This window comes from Pseudomonas sp. TE31087, assembly GCF_057284075.1.
Genome location: NZ_JBXVNN010000001.1, coordinates 5,027,761 through 5,043,715 on the forward strand (window position 1 = coordinate 5,027,761; position 15,955 = coordinate 5,043,715).

9 protein-coding genes and 1 pseudogene are annotated in these 15,955 nt (G+C 66.2%); 4 read left to right on the forward strand and 6 right to left on the reverse strand.

Going from position 1 to position 15,955, the window contains the following annotated elements:
- Positions 1–90 precede the first annotated feature (90 nt).
- Positions 91–1,428, reverse strand: a complete 1,338-nt coding sequence (locus tag ACZ899_RS22720) for an MATE family efflux transporter (protein ID WP_234562275.1) — start codon at positions 1,426–1,428, stop codon at positions 91–93.
- A gap of 232 nt (positions 1,429–1,660) precedes the next feature.
- On the opposite strand from ACZ899_RS22720, the pseudogene ACZ899_RS22725 reads away from it, so the two are divergent.
- Positions 1,661–6,566, forward strand: a pseudogene (locus ACZ899_RS22725) (alpha-2-macroglobulin family protein).
- 149 nt (positions 6,567–6,715) lie between these two features.
- Here ACZ899_RS22725 and ACZ899_RS22730 read toward each other — a convergent pair.
- On the reverse strand, positions 6,716–7,009 hold the full coding sequence (locus tag ACZ899_RS22730; protein WP_110735938.1) for a hypothetical protein: 294 nt from the start codon (positions 7,007–7,009) through the stop codon (positions 6,716–6,718).
- Between the two features lie 68 nt (positions 7,010–7,077).
- On the opposite strand from ACZ899_RS22730, the gene pbpC reads away from it, so the two are divergent.
- Entirely contained in the window at positions 7,078–9,426 is a 2,349-nt protein-coding gene (gene pbpC, locus ACZ899_RS22735; RefSeq protein WP_234562277.1) for a peptidoglycan glycosyltransferase PbpC, read from the forward strand.
- Positions 9,427–9,537: 111 nt separating this feature from the next.
- Here the strand turns inward: pbpC and ACZ899_RS22740 are convergent, their stop codons facing one another.
- Positions 9,538–10,536 (reverse strand): RHS repeat-associated core domain-containing protein, encoded by a 999-nt coding sequence (locus tag ACZ899_RS22740; RefSeq protein ID WP_234562278.1) that lies wholly within the window; start codon positions 10,534–10,536, stop codon positions 9,538–9,540.
- Positions 10,537–10,941: 405 nt separating this feature from the next.
- Positions 10,942–11,184 carry a hypothetical protein gene (locus ACZ899_RS22745; RefSeq protein WP_234562279.1) on the reverse strand — a complete coding sequence of 81 codons (243 nt, stop codon included), beginning with the start codon at positions 11,182–11,184 and terminating at the stop codon, positions 10,942–10,944.
- 643 nt (positions 11,185–11,827) lie between these two features.
- On the opposite strand from ACZ899_RS22745, the gene ACZ899_RS22750 reads away from it, so the two are divergent.
- Positions 11,828–13,375 (forward strand): collagen-like triple helix repeat-containing protein, encoded by a 1,548-nt coding sequence (locus tag ACZ899_RS22750; protein ID WP_234562280.1) that lies wholly within the window; start codon positions 11,828–11,830, stop codon positions 13,373–13,375.
- A gap of 91 nt (positions 13,376–13,466) precedes the next feature.
- On the forward strand, positions 13,467–15,137 hold the full coding sequence (locus ACZ899_RS22755; RefSeq protein ID WP_234562281.1) for a ShlB/FhaC/HecB family hemolysin secretion/activation protein: 1,671 nt from the start codon (positions 13,467–13,469) through the stop codon (positions 15,135–15,137).
- A gap of 166 nt (positions 15,138–15,303) precedes the next feature.
- Here the strand turns inward: ACZ899_RS22755 and ACZ899_RS22760 are convergent, their stop codons facing one another.
- Both ACZ899_RS22760 and ACZ899_RS22765 read right to left on the reverse strand, forming a co-directional pair.
- Positions 15,304–15,711: a response regulator gene (locus ACZ899_RS22760; protein ID WP_050703614.1), complete on the reverse strand. Its 408-nt coding sequence runs from the start codon at positions 15,709–15,711 to the stop codon at positions 15,304–15,306.
- A gap of 47 nt (positions 15,712–15,758) precedes the next feature.
- Positions 15,759–15,941, reverse strand: a complete 183-nt coding sequence (locus tag ACZ899_RS22765) for a Flp family type IVb pilin (RefSeq protein WP_203650353.1) — start codon at positions 15,939–15,941, stop codon at positions 15,759–15,761.
- Positions 15,942–15,955: the final 14 nt, after the last annotated feature.

Here is a 15,955-nt window from a genome sequence, read left to right on the forward strand (position 1 = left end):
CTCCCACAGGTATTGCATATTCCTTGTGGAAATCCCGGTACCTGTGGGAGCGGCCTCGTGTCGCGAAAGGGCCGCAACGCGGCCCCAGCTTCACCGAACCCAACGATCCCGCTGCTGCAACCGCCACCCCACCCACCCCAGCGTCCCCGCCCGCAACGCCATGAACCCCAGAAACGCCAGCCACAACCCATGATTGCCGAATCCACGCATGGCAAACGCCACGGGCAACGCAATCACCACCGACACCAGCATCGCATTGCGCATCTCCCGCGCCCGCGTCGCACCGATGAACAACCCATCGAGCAGGTAACTCCACACCGCCACCAACGGCAGCACCGCCAGATACGGCAGGTACGGATACGCTGCCTCGCGCACGCTGGCGATATCGGTCTGCAGGTCGATGAACAGATGGCCGCCCAGCAGGAACAGCACCGCGAACCCCAGGCTGACGATCAACGACCAACCGCAGGCCACCACCAGCGCCCGTTTCAGGGCGCCGCGATCACGGGCGCCGATGGCATGCCCGCACAGCGCCTCGACCGCATGGGCCAGGCCATCGAGGGCATAGGCGGTGAGCATCAGCCCGTTGAGCAGCAGGGCATTGGCTGCCACCGTCGCTTCGCCCAGCCGGGCGCCCTGCACGGTCAGCAGCAGGAATACCAGCTGCAACGCCAGGCTGCGCAGGAAGATATCGCGGTTCACCGCCAGCAAGGGCCGCCAGGCCTGCCAACGTTTCAGCGCGGCCCAGGCAATGTGCCCGGGGTAGGCGCGCAGCGCCGGGCGGGTGAGGGCAAGGCCGAGCAGGGCGGCGCTCCACTCGGCGATCACCGAGGCCCGTGCCGAGCCGACCACGCCCCAGTCCAGGCCCAGCACGAACCACAGGTTCAGGGCGATGTTCAGCAGGTTGGTGGTCAGCAGGATCGCCAGCGGCGCCCGGGCGTTCTGCGTGCCGAGGAACCAGCCGACCAGGGCGTAGCTGGCCAGCGCCGCCGGCAGGCCGAGCAGGCGGGTGTGGAAGAACGCCTCGGTGGAGGCATGCAGCGCCTCGCTGGGCTGCATCGCGTGCAGCGCCAGCTGGCTGAAGGGCAGGGCGAGCAGGCCGATCAGCAGGGCGAAGGCCAGTGCCAGCAGCAGCCCCTGCACCAGCACCTGGCGCAGCGCGGCGCCGTCGCCGCGGCCGGCGGCCTGGGCGGCGAAACCGGTGGAACCCATGCGCAGGAAGCCCATCAGCCCGACCATGAAGGTGAACAGCGTGGCGCCCACCGCCACCGCGCCCAACTGGTGGGCGTGGGGCAGGTGGCCGATCACCGTGCTGTCGACCAGCGCCACCAGCGGCACCGAGATGTTGGACAGGATCATTGGCGCGGCCAGGGCCCAGACCTTGTGGTGGGTGGGGCGGTCGCGCCAGGCGGTGGACAGTGAAGACATGCGGGCTCCAGCGGGATGCAGTAGGGCCATCGCGGGGCAAGCCCGCTCCCACGCAAGTGCACTTCATCTCGTGGGAGCGGGCTTGCCCCGCGATGGCCGAACGGATTGTACCCGCCAGGCAACCAATCGGCGCGAACAGGGTCTCACTTGCCGCGCATCGCCAGGTAAGCCGTGCACCGTTGCGCTATAGTTGCCCCCCTCACGTACACGCTGCCGAAGAGTCCCCTCTCAAATGCTCAACAAAGGATTGTTGCTGGCCTGCGCGCTGGCCTTGCTCAGTGCCTGTGATTCCTCCACGCCGGACAAGCCATCGGCCCCCGCCGATGCCGCTACCGCCGTTGCGCCCGCCGAAACCAAGGCGACCAAGCGCGAAGACCCGGCGCTGCTTGCCAAACGCTACGCTGGTCGCGAGCTGACCGTGCTGGACGTCTCGGAAGTCCAGCTCGACGGCGCCAGCACCCTGTCGGTCAGCGTCTCCGCGCCGCTGGACGCCAACCAGGACTTCGCCGCCAAGCTGCACCTGGTCGACACCGTCAAGGGCAAGGTCGACGGTGCCTGGGAACTCTCCGACAACCAGATGGAACTGCGCCTGCGCCACCTGGAGCCGCAGCGCAAGATGGTCCTGACCATCGACAAGGGCCTGCTCTCGGTCAACGGCAACCAGCTTGAGGCCGAATCGGTCAGCCGCTTCGAGACCCGCGACATGCAGCCCACCGTGGGCTTCGCCAGCCGCGGTTCGCTGCTGCCCACGCGCCTGGCCGAAGGCCTGCCGGTGATCGCCCTGAACGTCGACAAGGTCGATGTCGAGTTCTTCCGCATCAAGCCGGACATGCTCTCCAGCTTCCTGGTCAACTGGGGCCGCAACTCAAGCCTGTACTACTACCAGTCCAAGGAAACCCTGGAGATGGCCGAGCTGGTCTACAGCGGCCGCTTCGACCTCAACCCCGCGCGCAACACCCGCGAGACCGTGCTGCTGCCGATTGCCGGGATCAAGCCGCTGCAGGAGCCGGGCGTGTACCTGGCGGTGATGCGCGCCTCGGGCACCTATGACTATTCGCAGCCGGCGACCCTGTTCACCCTGAGCGACATCGGCGTTTCCGCGCACCGTTACCGCGACCGCCTGGACGTGTTCAGCCAGGCCCTGGAAGGTGGCAAGGCGCTCAAGGACGTCACCCTCGAGCTGCACGACGACAAGGGCAAGCTGCTGGCCCAGGCCAAGACCGACGGCGACGGCCATGCCCAACTGCCGATCACCGCCAAGGCCGACACCCTGATCGCCACCCAGGGCGTGCACACCACCCTGCTGCGCCTGAACACCGCCGCCCTGGACCTGGCCGAATTCGACATCACCGGCCCCCAGGCCAACCCGCTGCAGTTCTTCATCTTCGGCCCGCGCGACCTCTATCGCCCGGGCGAAACCGTACTGCTCAACGGCCTGTTGCGCGACCAGGACGGCAAGCCGGTCAAGGCCCAGCCGGTGAATGTGGAAGTGCGCCGCCCGGACGAACAGGTCAGCCGCAAGTTCGTCTGGGAGGCCGACAAGAACGGCCTGTTCCAGTACCAGTTGCAACTGGCCAGCGAGGCCCCGACCGGCCGCTGGCAACTGCTGCTGGACATGGGCGGTGGCCGCAAGCAGGTCTACGAATTCCTTGTCGAGGACTTCCTCCCCGAGCGTCTGGCGCTGGAGCTCAAGGGCAGCAGCACGCCGCTGGCGCCGGATGAGACCGCCAGCATCCAGGTCAATGGCCGTTACCTCTACGGCGCGCCGGCTGCTGGCAACCGCCTCAGCGGCCAGGCCTACGTGCGCCCGCTGCGCGAAGCGGTGAAAACGCTGCCGGGCTACCAGTTCGGTGCGGTCACCGAGACCGACCTGAACCAGGACCTGGAGCTGGACGAAGTCACCCTCGACCAGAACGGCAAGGCCCGCATCGATATCGAAAGCCGCTGGGCCGAGGCCCGCTCGCCGCTGCAACTGACCGTGCAGGCCAGCTTGCAGGAGTCCGGCGGCCGGCCGATCACCCGGCGCCTGGAGCAGCCGATCTGGCCCGCTGACCGCCTGCCGGGCCTGCGCGGCCTGTTCGACGGCGAAGAGACCGACGGCGATGGCCCGGTGGAATTCGAGTTCCTGGTGGCCGACCGCAACGGCAAGAAGCTCGCCGCCGACAACCTGAAGGTGCGCCTGATCCGCGAGCGCCGCGACTACTACTGGAACTACTCGCAGAGCGATGGCTGGAGCTACAACTACAACGAGAAATTCCTCACCCAGGCTGAGGAAACCGTCAGCGTGAAGGCCGGCTCCACCGCCAAGCTGAACTTCCAGGTGGAGTGGGGCCCGTACCGCGTCGAGGTCGAAGACCCGCAGACCGGCCTGGTCTCCAGCGCGCGCTTCTGGGCCGGCTACCGTGCCCAGGACAACGCCGAGGGCGGCGCCGTGCGCCCCGACCAGGTCAAGATCGCCCTGGACAAGCCCGCCTACAAGGAAGGCGGCACCGCCAAGGTTACCGTCACTCCGCCGGCCGCCGGCAGCGGCTACCTGATGATCGAGTCCGCCGATGGTCCGCTGTGGTGGCAGGAGATCGACGTACCTGCCGAGGGCAAGACCTTCGACGTCGAGCTGGACAAGAAGTGGGCGCGCCACGACCTGTACATCAGCGCCATGGTGATCCGCCCGGGCGAGCGCAAGGCCAACGCCACGCCGAAACGCGCCGTGGGTGTGCTGCACCTGCCGCTGGACCGCGTCGAGCGCAAGCTGGCCGTGTCGCTGCAGGCGCCGGAGAAAATGCGACCCAAGCAGCCGCTGACCGTGAAGTTCAAGGCGGTCAACGCCGACGGCAGCGTGCCGAAGCAGGTGCATGTGCTGCTGTCCGCCGTGGATGTGGGCATCCTCAACATCACCGATTTCAAGACCCCCGACCCGTTCGCCAGCCTGTTCGGCCGCAAGGCCTATGGCGCCGACCAGCTGGACATCTACGGCCAGCTGATCGAGGCCGGCCAGGGCCGCCTGGCCAGCCTCGCCTTCGGTGGTGACGCTGCCATGGCCAAGGGCGGCAAGCGCCCGAACACCACGGTGACCATCGTCGCCCAGCAGAGCCTGCCGGTGACCCTCGACGAGAAGGGCGAAGGCCAGGCCACTGTCGAAATTCCCGACTTCAACGGTGAACTGCGCCTGATGGCCCAGGCCTGGACCGAGGAACACTTCGGCATGGCCGAAGGCAAGACCGTGGTCGCCGCGCCGCTGATCGCCGAACTGTCCGCGCCGCGCTTCCTCGCCGGCGGTGACCGCACCCGGCTGGCGCTGGACCTGGCCAACCTGTCCGGCCGCGACCAGCAACTGAGCGTGCAGATGATCGCCGAAGGCCAGTTGAGCCTGGTTGGCGGTGCCCAGCAGAACTTCACTCTGGCCGAAGGCCAGCGCACCACCCTGATGATCCCGGTGCAGGCCCAGGGCGGTCTGGGCCAGGGCAAGGTGCGGGTGCAGGTCAATGGTCTGCAACTGCCGGGCGAGCCGGCCAACACCTTCGAACGCGAATGGACCCTCGGTGTGCGCCCGGCCTACCCGGCGATGCTCAAGCACTATCGCGTGGCCCTGAAGGACCAACCCTGGAGCCTGCCGGACAGCGACCTGGCCGAGTTCGAGCCAGCGGGCCTGGAAGCGAGCCTGGCGTTGTCGAGCCGCCCACCGCTGAACCTGGCCGAGCAGATCCGCGCCCTGGAAGCCTACCCCTACGGCTGCCTGGAGCAGACCACCAGTGGCCTGTACCCGTCGCTGTACGCCGATGCCGACAGCCTCAAGCGCCTGGGCATCACAGGGCGAGCCGACCGATGTGCGCAAGCGCAAGATCGAGATGGGCATCGAGCACCTGCTGGGCATGCAGCGTTACAACGGCAGCTTCGGCCTGTGGAGCTCGGACAGCGAGGAAGAGTACTGGCTGACCGCCTACGTCACCGACTTCCTGCTGCGCGCCCGCGAGCAAGGCTACGGCGTGCCGGCCGAAGTACTGAAGAAGGCCAGCGAGCGCCTGCTGCGTTATGTGCAGGAGCGCAACCTGATCGAAGTCGACTACAGCCAGAACGCCGACCACACCCGCTTCGCCGTGCAGGCCTACGCCGGCCTGGTGCTGGCGCGCAGCCAACAGGCGCCGCTGGGTGCCCTGCGCAGCCTGTTCGAGCGCCGCTCTGACGCACGCTCCGGCTTGCCGCTGGTGCAACTGGCGGTGGCGCTGGACAAGATGGGCGACAAGCAGCGTTCGCAGCAGGCATTGCAGGCAGGCCTGGCCGTGACACGCGGCAAAGGCTGGATGGCCGACTACGGCAGCGCCCTGCGTGACCAGGCGCTGATCCTCGCCCTGCTGCAGGAGAACAACCTTGCCGGCAACCAGGTCGACCAACGCCTGTTCGGCCTGTCCGACGAGCTGGCCGCCAACCGCTGGCTGTCAACCCAGGAGCGCAACGCGCTGTTCCTCGCCGGCCGTGGCCTGCTGGGCAAGCCGGAAGGCAACTGGAAAGCTCGCCTGGACAGCGCCGGTGAAGTGCGCGAGTTCGACAACAACGACTCGGGCATGAAGCTTGAAGGCCCGCTGTTGGCCTCGCCGTTGACCGTGCAGAACCAGGGTGGCGACACCCTGTACCAGCAGTTGACCCTGTCCGGCTACCCGCGCCAGGCCCCGGCCGCCAGCGGCAACGGCATGGAGATCCGCCGCGAGTACCTGGGCATGAACGGCCAGGCACTGGATGTGCGCAACCTGCGCAGCGGCGACCTGGTGCTGGTGCACCTGGCGCTCAAGGCCCAGGACCAGGTGCCGGATGCCCTGGTGGTCGACCTGCTGCCGGCGGGCCTGGAGCTGGAAAACCAGAACCTGGCGCAGAGCGCCGCCAGCCTGGACAACGCCAGCAGCGCGGTGAAGCAGTGGCGCGAGTCGATGCAGAACGCCAGCGTGGTGCACCAGGAGTACCGTGACGACCGCTACGTGGCCGCGCTCAAGCTCGACAGCTATGGCACCACCCACCTGCTGTACCTGGCCCGCGCGGTGACCCCGGGCAGCTACCGCATCCCGCCGCCGCAGGTGGAGTCGATGTACCGGCCGAACCTGCAGGCGATCGGCGACAGCCAGGGCGAGATGGTGGTGCGCGCCCGCTGAGTTCACGCGCCCCCTGTAGGAGCGGCCTTGTGTCGCGAAAGGGCCGCGTAGCGGCCCCCCGATCTCGACGTCAACGCGAGAATCGCCGGGGCTGCTACGCAGCCCTTTCGCGACACAAGGCCGCTCCTACACTGGGCTGCGCAGGGCGTTCAATGGACGACCCAACTCAACACCCACAACCCCAGCAACGCCCAGATGATCCCGAGAATGATCGATGCCCGCATGAACGCGCGCACCGCCGAATACAGCAGCATCAGGCCAACGATCAGCGCCAGGATGCTGACCAGCGAGGTGTCCATACCCAGCGTGCGCGCCAGGCCGTCGATGAAATTGCCACCGGCGTTGGCCAGCAGGTTGAACAACCCGCTCAGGCCGTCGACGATGAAACGGATCACCGAACCCAGAACCTGGCCCAGCCACTCGAAAAAACCTTCTACATGCATAGTCGCTTCCTGATCAACGAATCGGCGATTCCCAGCCTTTGGCCATCATCTGGCCCGGTCGGTTCCCGATGCCAAGCTTAGCGCGCCCGCGTCTGCTCAAGCTGCTGCGGCGTGGCGCCGTCACCCTGCTGGCGGCCATCGCCCTGCTGTGGCTGGCCGACCGCATCTGGCCGTTGCCCATGCCGGGCGACGACCTGGCGCGGGTGGTGCTGGCCGAGGACGGCACGCCGCTGTGGCGCTTCGCCGACGCCGACGGCGTGTGGCGCTACCCGGTCGGCCCGGACGAGGTCTCGCCGCTGTACCTTGAAGCCTTGCTGGCCTACGAGGACCGCTGGTTCTACCACCACCCGGGGGTCAACCCCATGGCCCTGGCCCGGGCGGCCTGGCTCAACCTGCGCGGCGGGCGGGTGGTGTCCGGCGGCAGCACCCTGTCGATGCAGGTGGCGCGCCTGCTTGATCCGCACGACCGTACCCTGGCCGGCAAGCTGCGCCAGCTGTGGCGCACGGCGCAGCTGGAGTGGCACCTGTCCAAGGCCGAGATCTTGCAGTTGTACCTCAACCGGGCGCCGTTCGGCGGTACCTTGCAGGGTGTTGCCGCAGCCAGCTGGGCCTACCTGGGCAAGTCGCCGAAGCACCTGACCCCCGCCGAGGCCGCGCTGCTTGCCGTGCTGCCCCAGGCGCCGAGCCGCCTGCGTCCGGACCGGCATCCCGAGCGTGCCCAGCGCGCCCGGGACAAGGTGCTGCAGCGCCTGGCCGAGTACCAGGTGTGGCCGGCCCAGCGCATCGACGAGGCCCGCGAAGAGCCGCTGTTGCTGGCGCCCCGCCAGGAGCCGGCACTGGCGCCCTTGCTGGCCCGACGCCTGAACACCCCGGACAGCCCGCCGCTGATCCGCACCACCCTCGACGCCGCCCTGCAACGGCGCCTCGAAGACCTGCTGATGGGCTGGCGCGCGCGCCTGCCCGAGCGCACCTCGGCGGCGTTGCTGGTGGTGGAGACCCAGAGCATGGCGGTGCGCGCCTATCTCGGCTCCATCGACCTGAGTGACGAGCGCCGCTTCGGCCACGTGGACATGATCCACGCCCTGCGCTCGCCCGGCTCGACCCTCAAACCATTCCTCTATGCCATGGCCATGGACGACGGCCTGATCCATTCCGAATCGCTGCTGCAGGATGTGCCCCGGCGCTATGGCGACTACCGCCCCGGCAACTTCTCCATGGGCTTCAGCGGCCCGGTGTCGGCCAGCTCGGCGCTGGCGCTGTCGCTCAACCTGCCGGCGGTGCAGTTGCTCGAGGCCTATGGCCCGAAACGCTTCGCCGCGCAGATGCGCATGGGCGGCATGCCGCTGGTGCTGCCGCCGCTGGCCGAGCCGAACCTGTCGCTGATCCTCGGTGGCGCGGGCAGCCGCCTGGAAGACCTGGTCGGTGGCTATGCCGCGTTCGGCCGAGGCGGCAACAGCGCGAAGATTCGCCTGCAACCCCAGGACCCGCTGGTGGAGCGCCGCCTGCTGTCACCGGGCTCGGCCTGGATCACCCGGCGCATCCTCAGCGGCCTGGCCCGGCCGGACCGCGACCTCCATGCCGAACTGGTGCAGCGCCCGCAACTGGCCTGGAAGACCGGCACCAGCTACGGCTTTCGCGACGCCTGGTCGGTGGGCATAGGCCCGCGTTACCTGATCGGTGTGTGGATCGGCCGCCCCGACGGCACCCCGGTGCCGGGCCAGTTCGGCCTGGCCTCGGCGGCGCCGTTGATGCTGCAGGTGCACGACCTGCTGAGCAATCGCGACAGCCAGCGCGGCATCGAGGTGCCGGTCGAGCCGGTGCCGGCGTCGGTGGGCGTGGCGGCGATTTGTTGGCCCCTGGGCCAGCCGATGAACCGCCAGGACCCCAACTGCCGCCGCCAGCGTTTCGCCTGGACCCTGGACGGCACCACCCCACCAACCTTGCTGGCGGCAGACCAGCCCCTGGGGCTGGGCTTGCGCGAAACGGTGTGGCTCAACGACCAGGGGCTGCGCGTCGATGCCGGGTGCCTCGGGGCCAAGGCCCACGACGTTGCCTTGTGGCCGGCCCCGCTGGAGCCCTGGTTGCCCCGGGCCGAGCGCCGTGCCGCGCGGCTGCCCAGCGTGGACCCGGCCTGCCCGCCACAGCAGGTGGCCAGCGCGCCGCCGCTGTCGATCGTCGGCGTGCGCGCCGGCGACAACCTGCGCCGCCCGGCCACCAGTCACGAGCCGTTGCAGTTGCGGGTGTCGGCCCTGGGCGGCGCGGGGCGGCGCTGGTGGTTCCTGAATGGGCAGCCGTTGGGCGAGACCCAAGGGCAGGACAGTCTGCCGGTGCGATTCGAACAGGTCGGCAGCATTGAGTTGAGTGCGTTGGATGAAAGCGGCGAGACGGCGCGGGTGGCGTTTCAGGTTAGTGAGTGAGGCTGACTTACACCCTCCTGTAGGAACGGTAATTTTCAATGCCTCAGGCCGAGGTCGGCATCGTCCATCATTCTGACCCTGGATAATTATGTGGCTATAGGGACGTGAACTTCAGAAGTTGGCTATCAGATTTCTGAGGTTGGCCATTTGTTGGCTTGGCTGGCGATAAGCAAGGTAATCATGAAAGAATGCAGACGATATATTTTCAAGTTGCTTCATGCCTGCTTTTATATCGTGCCTGGAAGTCAAGAGATTTTCTATCATGCCTTTCCTCCAACTCGGCGTGGAGGGATCATGAAGTGTCGCGATAAGAGAGGTATGTGGTCTGAGGAGGTTGAATACTAATTGTTCTTCTGTTTTGTACATGCCTAAAGCTTTTATTCCAAAAAGATCTCCGCCATTTTCTGATGAGGCTTTCATATAAAAGGGCGGCGCCCTAGTGACTGTAGTCAGTGTGAACAGCAATTGAGCGGCATTGCTGAAGGATATAGCGTTGGAAAGGCCGTTGTCTGATTCGCTTGTCGACCAATGTCTGGCAAAATCCTCTGTGGGCATTGATGTGGTCCGATTCAGGGCGGTGCTGAAGATTCCTAACTTGTTTTTCTTAGCGATAGGTCCGCCGTATGTATTTTCAAGAATACTGTTGACGGCTTTCAGTTTGTCTTTAGGGTAAGGTAAGGTAGAATTAATTAGTGGGTCGAAACTAAATATAGCGGTCTGTGCCATGCCCGTAAGTGAAGGTATTCTATCTCTAGCTCTACCTGTTCTGTCGACAAAACTTGCTGGGTTTCCTGAACAGTATGCATAGGTGTTTATTCCACCTGCACCAAAAGGACTCAACACATCCGGCGACCTGAAGCGCATTAGCGTTTGAGCATAAGCGCGTACTCCATTTCCCAACAAGTAATGCCCGCCCAAGGCATCCAGCAGCTCACCATCGAAGCCGGTCTTGCAGGCTTCTGGAGTCACGGAAGGCTTGTCACCATAAACCGTATAGCTGCGGCTATTACGCTGATGGACGTTTTGAGTCGTCAGGGCACTACCTGCTCTGTCCACACTTAGCAGAGTTGTGGAGTGTTGATTCTGTCTGGCTTCTTTCACGGGTGCCATGACGTTTCCTCAGACATTTACCGTGATTTTGGTTTCAAGGCTAAGGGGGGGCGGTTTATTAGGAAACTGGCAAAATTGATAGGCGCTATAGATGAGCCGCTTGAGCTTCAGGCCATCAGTTCAAGCGGCGGGGCGGTTATGGCGGGACAGGTAGCGTCTGCAGGTTGGCAGTTCTGAACTGCGGGTCGGTCATGCCTTCGCCTTGGTAGAACTTGGTTTTGCCGACGGTGGTATTGATGTCTTCTGTAGTCATTATTCTCTCCCTGAAATGGTCGGTGCCTGTGCGGGCCTCTTCGCGGGTAAACCCGCTCCCACAGGGACAGCGCTGGCCCCAAGGCACAGGTGGACCTGTGGGAGCGGGTTTACCCGCGAAAGGGCCCGACCAGGCAGCACATGCCTTGCGGCCTAGTGCAACGTCGGCGCCTGCGCCGGCATCTGTACCTGGATCAACGCCGCTTCGAGCAACACACGCAGCGACTCCATTTCATGCATCGACTCCATCATCAACACGGCAGCCGGCGACCTGGGTTTGAGCTGCACGGCATGATGGGCCACGGTCAAGGCGCACAGGGTGTATTCGGTGGCCTGTATGAGGGTGTCTTCGAGGGAGTGGGGGTTGTGGGGTGGATCGGGGACAATCTTTAGCATGATGAATCCTCAATTTGAGATGGAACCATCACCGTTCGCTGTCAAACAAAGGGTGGCAGCTGTACGTGGGTTGACAGACCGGTCAAATAGAGGAAACCCGGCGCACCCGAAGATGCCCCACGCACAGCCGCCATAGCGGCATAGACATGCGTTCGTATTTGAGTCGGCCTGTCAAAGCCGGTCGCTGATTGTGCAGCGACTGCCCGAGACTAGAGGCCAACCCAGACCACCGCAATGGCTTGAAAGGGCTTGGGAGTATGTTTGGGAAATGGACTACAGGGAATGGGGAAAGTCTGATGAATCGGCGATTTTTCCGAGGTCGCTGGGGCTGCTTTGCAGCCCTTTCGCGACACAAGGCCGCTCCTACAGACGATCGCGTTCCCCTGTAGGAGCGGCCTTGTGTCGCGAAAGGGGCGCGCAGCGGCCCCAGCACTCTCTCAGTCACCGGTAATAATGATTTATGCCTAATCCTTTCGACACAATGCGCAATCCACCCAGCGAAACAATCAGAAATTCATAGCCTTACCCTCCATCCCCGGCCCTCTCCCACAGGTACTAACACCAAGTTGTAATCTACCCCTCTCACCCCCCTCGGCTTTCACTGCTGGTAGCAAGCACAACAACCAGCAGCGGGAGTCTTCCCATGAACACTCAAGCGTGGATCAAGGCCGCAACGGCGCTGACGATGGTCATGTCCCTGGGCCTTACCGGTTGCAGCAGTGGCGGTGGCGGGCATCACAGCGAGGTCGACGGCTCCTCGGCCGACGGCGGCACGGGCGCAGGTGCGGGAGCTGGAGGTTCGGGCGGCGGGGCCGGTGACGGTGGCGCAGGCACTGGTGGTGGTGGCAGCACCCCGGGCGATGGCAGCGCAGGCACGGGTGGGGGCAGCGGCGGCTCCGGCGGCGGCACCACGCCTGGCGGCGGCGATGGCGGCACCGGCGGTGGCACCACGCCCACCGCCCTGGTCACCGGCCAGGTGGTCGATCAGCTGGGCAACACCGTCTCCGGCGTTGGTGACGGCGTGAGTAATCTCGGCCAGGTAATCGGCTCGCTGCCCATCGCCGGCGACACCTCGCTGACCGGCGGCGTGGGCACGCTGGTGTCGTCCACCGGCAACGCGGTGAACAGTGTCGGCAGTGGCCTGAGCGACGGCCTGGGGCAACTGGGCACCGGCAACAATGCCGTGGGTACAACCGTCGGCGTGGTCGGCGCGGCCACCGCCGAGCTGGGCACCGGCGTCTCAGGGCTTGGCCAGGGCGTGACCGGGCTGGCCAGCAACGGGCCGGTCGAGCAGGTACCGGTGGTCAACCAGCTGGTCGTCGGGGCCGGGCAGGGCGTCGACCGGGTTGGCCAGGCGGTGACCATGCTTGGCAACACCCTCTCGCCGGTTGGCACGAGCGGCCCGCTGGCCGGGGTGACCCAAGGCGCGAGCGATGCCCTGGTGCCGGTGGTCTCGCTGGTGGAAAACACCACGGCCAACGTCACCCGGCAGACCGGGCTCGCCGGGCCGCTCAACCAGACGTTGAACCAAACCGGCACTGTCCTGAACCAGGCCGGCCAGCAACTGGCTGGCACGGGTAATCCACTGGGCACCACGCTCGGGCAGGCGGTCGCCAATACTGGCACCACTGTGAGCACCGCCAGCGGGCTGGCGCCCGTCACCGGCGGCCCGCGCAGCGGACTGCTGGAAACCGCTGGCGGCGTGGTGGCCGGTGCCGGCAGTGGCTTGGCCGCGAGTATTGGCAGCCCGACGGTCAGCGGTATCGGCGGCAGCCTGGTGCAGGCAGGCAACAGCGTCGCCAGCCTGGGCCCGGTGCTCGGCGGCAACGGCGTGACCAACACGGCGGCGGGCACCCCTGCCGCGGCACTGACCCAGCAAGTGGGCAGCGGGCTCAATCCGGTGGTCGCCGGTGTGTCCAGCGTGACCCAGCAGGTCGGCGCCAGCACGGGCGCGGGGGCGCCGGTGGCCGGGTTGCTGAACCAGGTCGGTGGCGCGGTGGGCAGCGTCGGCACGCAATTGACCGGCGCCACGGCCAACCCGACGGTCAGCCAGTTGGGCGCGACGGTAACGGCGGTGGGCGCAACGGTCGGCCAGGCCGGCACCTTGGTCAACGCCAACGGCACGCAGGGCGGTGGCCTTGGCGGTGCGTTGAGCGGCGTGACAGGCGCCCTGGCAGGCGGGCAGCGCTGACGCGACGGGCTACGCTCAAGGTGAGTGAGGCTGACCGGCGCGCCATGCGCCGGTCGGTCACCCTGCCACCCGTGGATCATGGAGTGTCCGAATGCGCCGACTGCTGGTGACGATGCTGGCGCTGTCCGTGGCCAGCCTGGCGCGGGCCGAGCCCCTGCCGAGTTTCCTCAACAGCAACGAGACCGAGCGCCGCCTGCCCATGCCGAACCTGCCGGTGGACGCCTATCGACCCGGCCCCGCCGGCCTGCGCGTACCCAGCGTGGACAGCGCACGCCAATCGCCGCTGCTGATGAGCACGCGGGTGGCGGTGCGCAAGGTGCGCTTCGAGGGCGGCACCGTCTACCCCCTGAGCGACCTGCGCGAGCACTACCAGCCGCTGATCGGCCGCGAGGTGACCCTCGCCGAGCTGATCGAGGTCACCCGCCGCCTCACCCAGCGCTACCAGCAGGATGGCTACCTGCTGTCGTACGCCTACCTGCCGCCCCAGGACTTCGTCGATGGTCGGGTGCGGGTGGTGCTGGTGGAAGGCTATATCCACGACTATCAGGTCGAGGGCGATATCGGCGCGGCGCGAGCTTACCTGGACCAGTTGATGGAGCGCCTCAAGGCCGAGCGTCCGCTGACCCGCGAGAGCTTCGAGCGCTATACCAGCCTGGCCGGGCGCATCCCCGGGGTGACCTTCCAGGCCCAGGTGCCGCCCCCGGCCACCACCGATGGCGCGACCCGGCTGCTGGCCCAGGTCTCGCGCAAACCGTTTACCACCACCCTGAGCCTCAATGACGGCAGCCGCGACGACCTGCAGGCGCTGTTCGGCGCCAGCAGCAACGCGCAGACCCGTTTTGCCGAGCAACTGAGCGCCAGCGTGCTGGTGCCGCCCGGCGAGGACAAGGAGCATTACTACCGCCTCGACTACAGCCAGTTCCTCGACGCCGAGGGCTCGCGGCTGTTGTTTTCGGCCTCGCGCTATCGCAGCGACCCCAAGGCGCGCATCCGCCTGGACAACGGTATCGACCTGACCCAGCACCGCGAGAACGAACGCTACTCGGTGGGTATCAGCCAGTCGTTGATCGCCTCGCCCAGCGAATGGCTGGAGGTGGTCGGGCGCTTCTACGTGGTCAACGACCGCATCGACTACCAGGTGGTGGGCTTTCCGTTGCGGCTGGACAGCGAGACCGACATTCGCGCGCTGTCCTTCGAAGGCGACTGGCGCAAGGCCGAGGCGCGGCGCCTGCGCATCCTCAGTGCCGGGGTCTACCAGGGGCTCGACCGGCTGGGGGCGAACACCAATGCCGACTACGACCTGGACTTTTTGCGCCTGCGGGTCTCGGGCGTGCAGAGCGACAACTTCACCGACAACTGGCAGGGCGTGGCCTCGGCGGCGGCCTACTGGAGCAACGACAGCTTGCCCGACAGCGAGCGGGCGGTGTTCGGCGGGCAGAACTTCGGGCGCGGTTATCCCAGCGACCAGGGCTCGGGCGACAAGGGCTGGGGGCTGGCCTACGAACTCAACTACAGCTTCCACCGCGACGGCGCCTGGCTCAAGGTCGTGCAGCCGTACGTGGCGCTCGACACGGCGCGGGCCTGGTTCAACGAGCTGGACGTGAGGGACACGAAGATGTCATCGGCGGCACTGGGGCTGCGGTTTGGCGATATGCGCTACTACAACATCGCGGTCGAGGTGGCCAAGCCGATGTCGGACATCGCCCTGGACAGCTTCAACCGGCGGCCACGGCTGAACCTGAGTTTCAGTTATCAGTTGTAGCAGGCTACGCACTTCTTTGTAGGAGCGGCCTTGTGTCGCGAAAGGGCTGCGTAGCAGCCCCAGCTATTGTCGCGGCGCTGCTGAAATCGAGGGGCCGCTTTGCGGCCCTTTCGCGACACAAGGCCGCTCCTACAGGGGTTGCGCAAGGCTTGAGGTTATTCGCCAGCTATTTAACGGCCTGCATCAACGGCTTGGGAAACAGGTTCTCCAGCGTCTCGAGCAGGCGCGCGTGATAGATCGGTTTGCGGAACAGATCGAGCACCTGCAAGCGCAGCAAGTCGCTGACATCGTCCATGTCGGCATGCCCGGACATGACGATCACCGGCAGGTGTTGGCGCGCGGTGTGGTCGCGCAGGCGCTGCACCAGGCCCAGGCCGCTCTCCTCGGGCATGCGCAGGTCGGTGATCACCAGGGCGACGTCGGGGTGGCGGGTCAGTTGCTGCAGGGCGCCGCGCACCGAGGTGGCGGTGTGGCAACAGAAACCCTCGTTCTCCAGCAGCTCGGCCAGCTCCAGCAGGGCCTCTTCCTCGTCGTCCACCAGCAGGATCTGTTGACGCAAGGAAGAGGTCGGCATGGTCGGCTCCTGGCAGTGGGACTACGCGTCATGCAGGTGCTGCGCGATCACTGGGTGATCGCGGTCTTGATGGTGGTCATGATCGCCGACACCTCGGTCGAGATCGGCGTGACGAAGCCGGCCAGCACCACCGCCACCATGGCCGCGATCACCGCGTATTCGATACCGGAGGCGCCGTCCTTGCGCTGGAGGAAAGTCTTCACATGGATGAGGATCTGTTGCAGCAGCATGGCACTACTCCTTG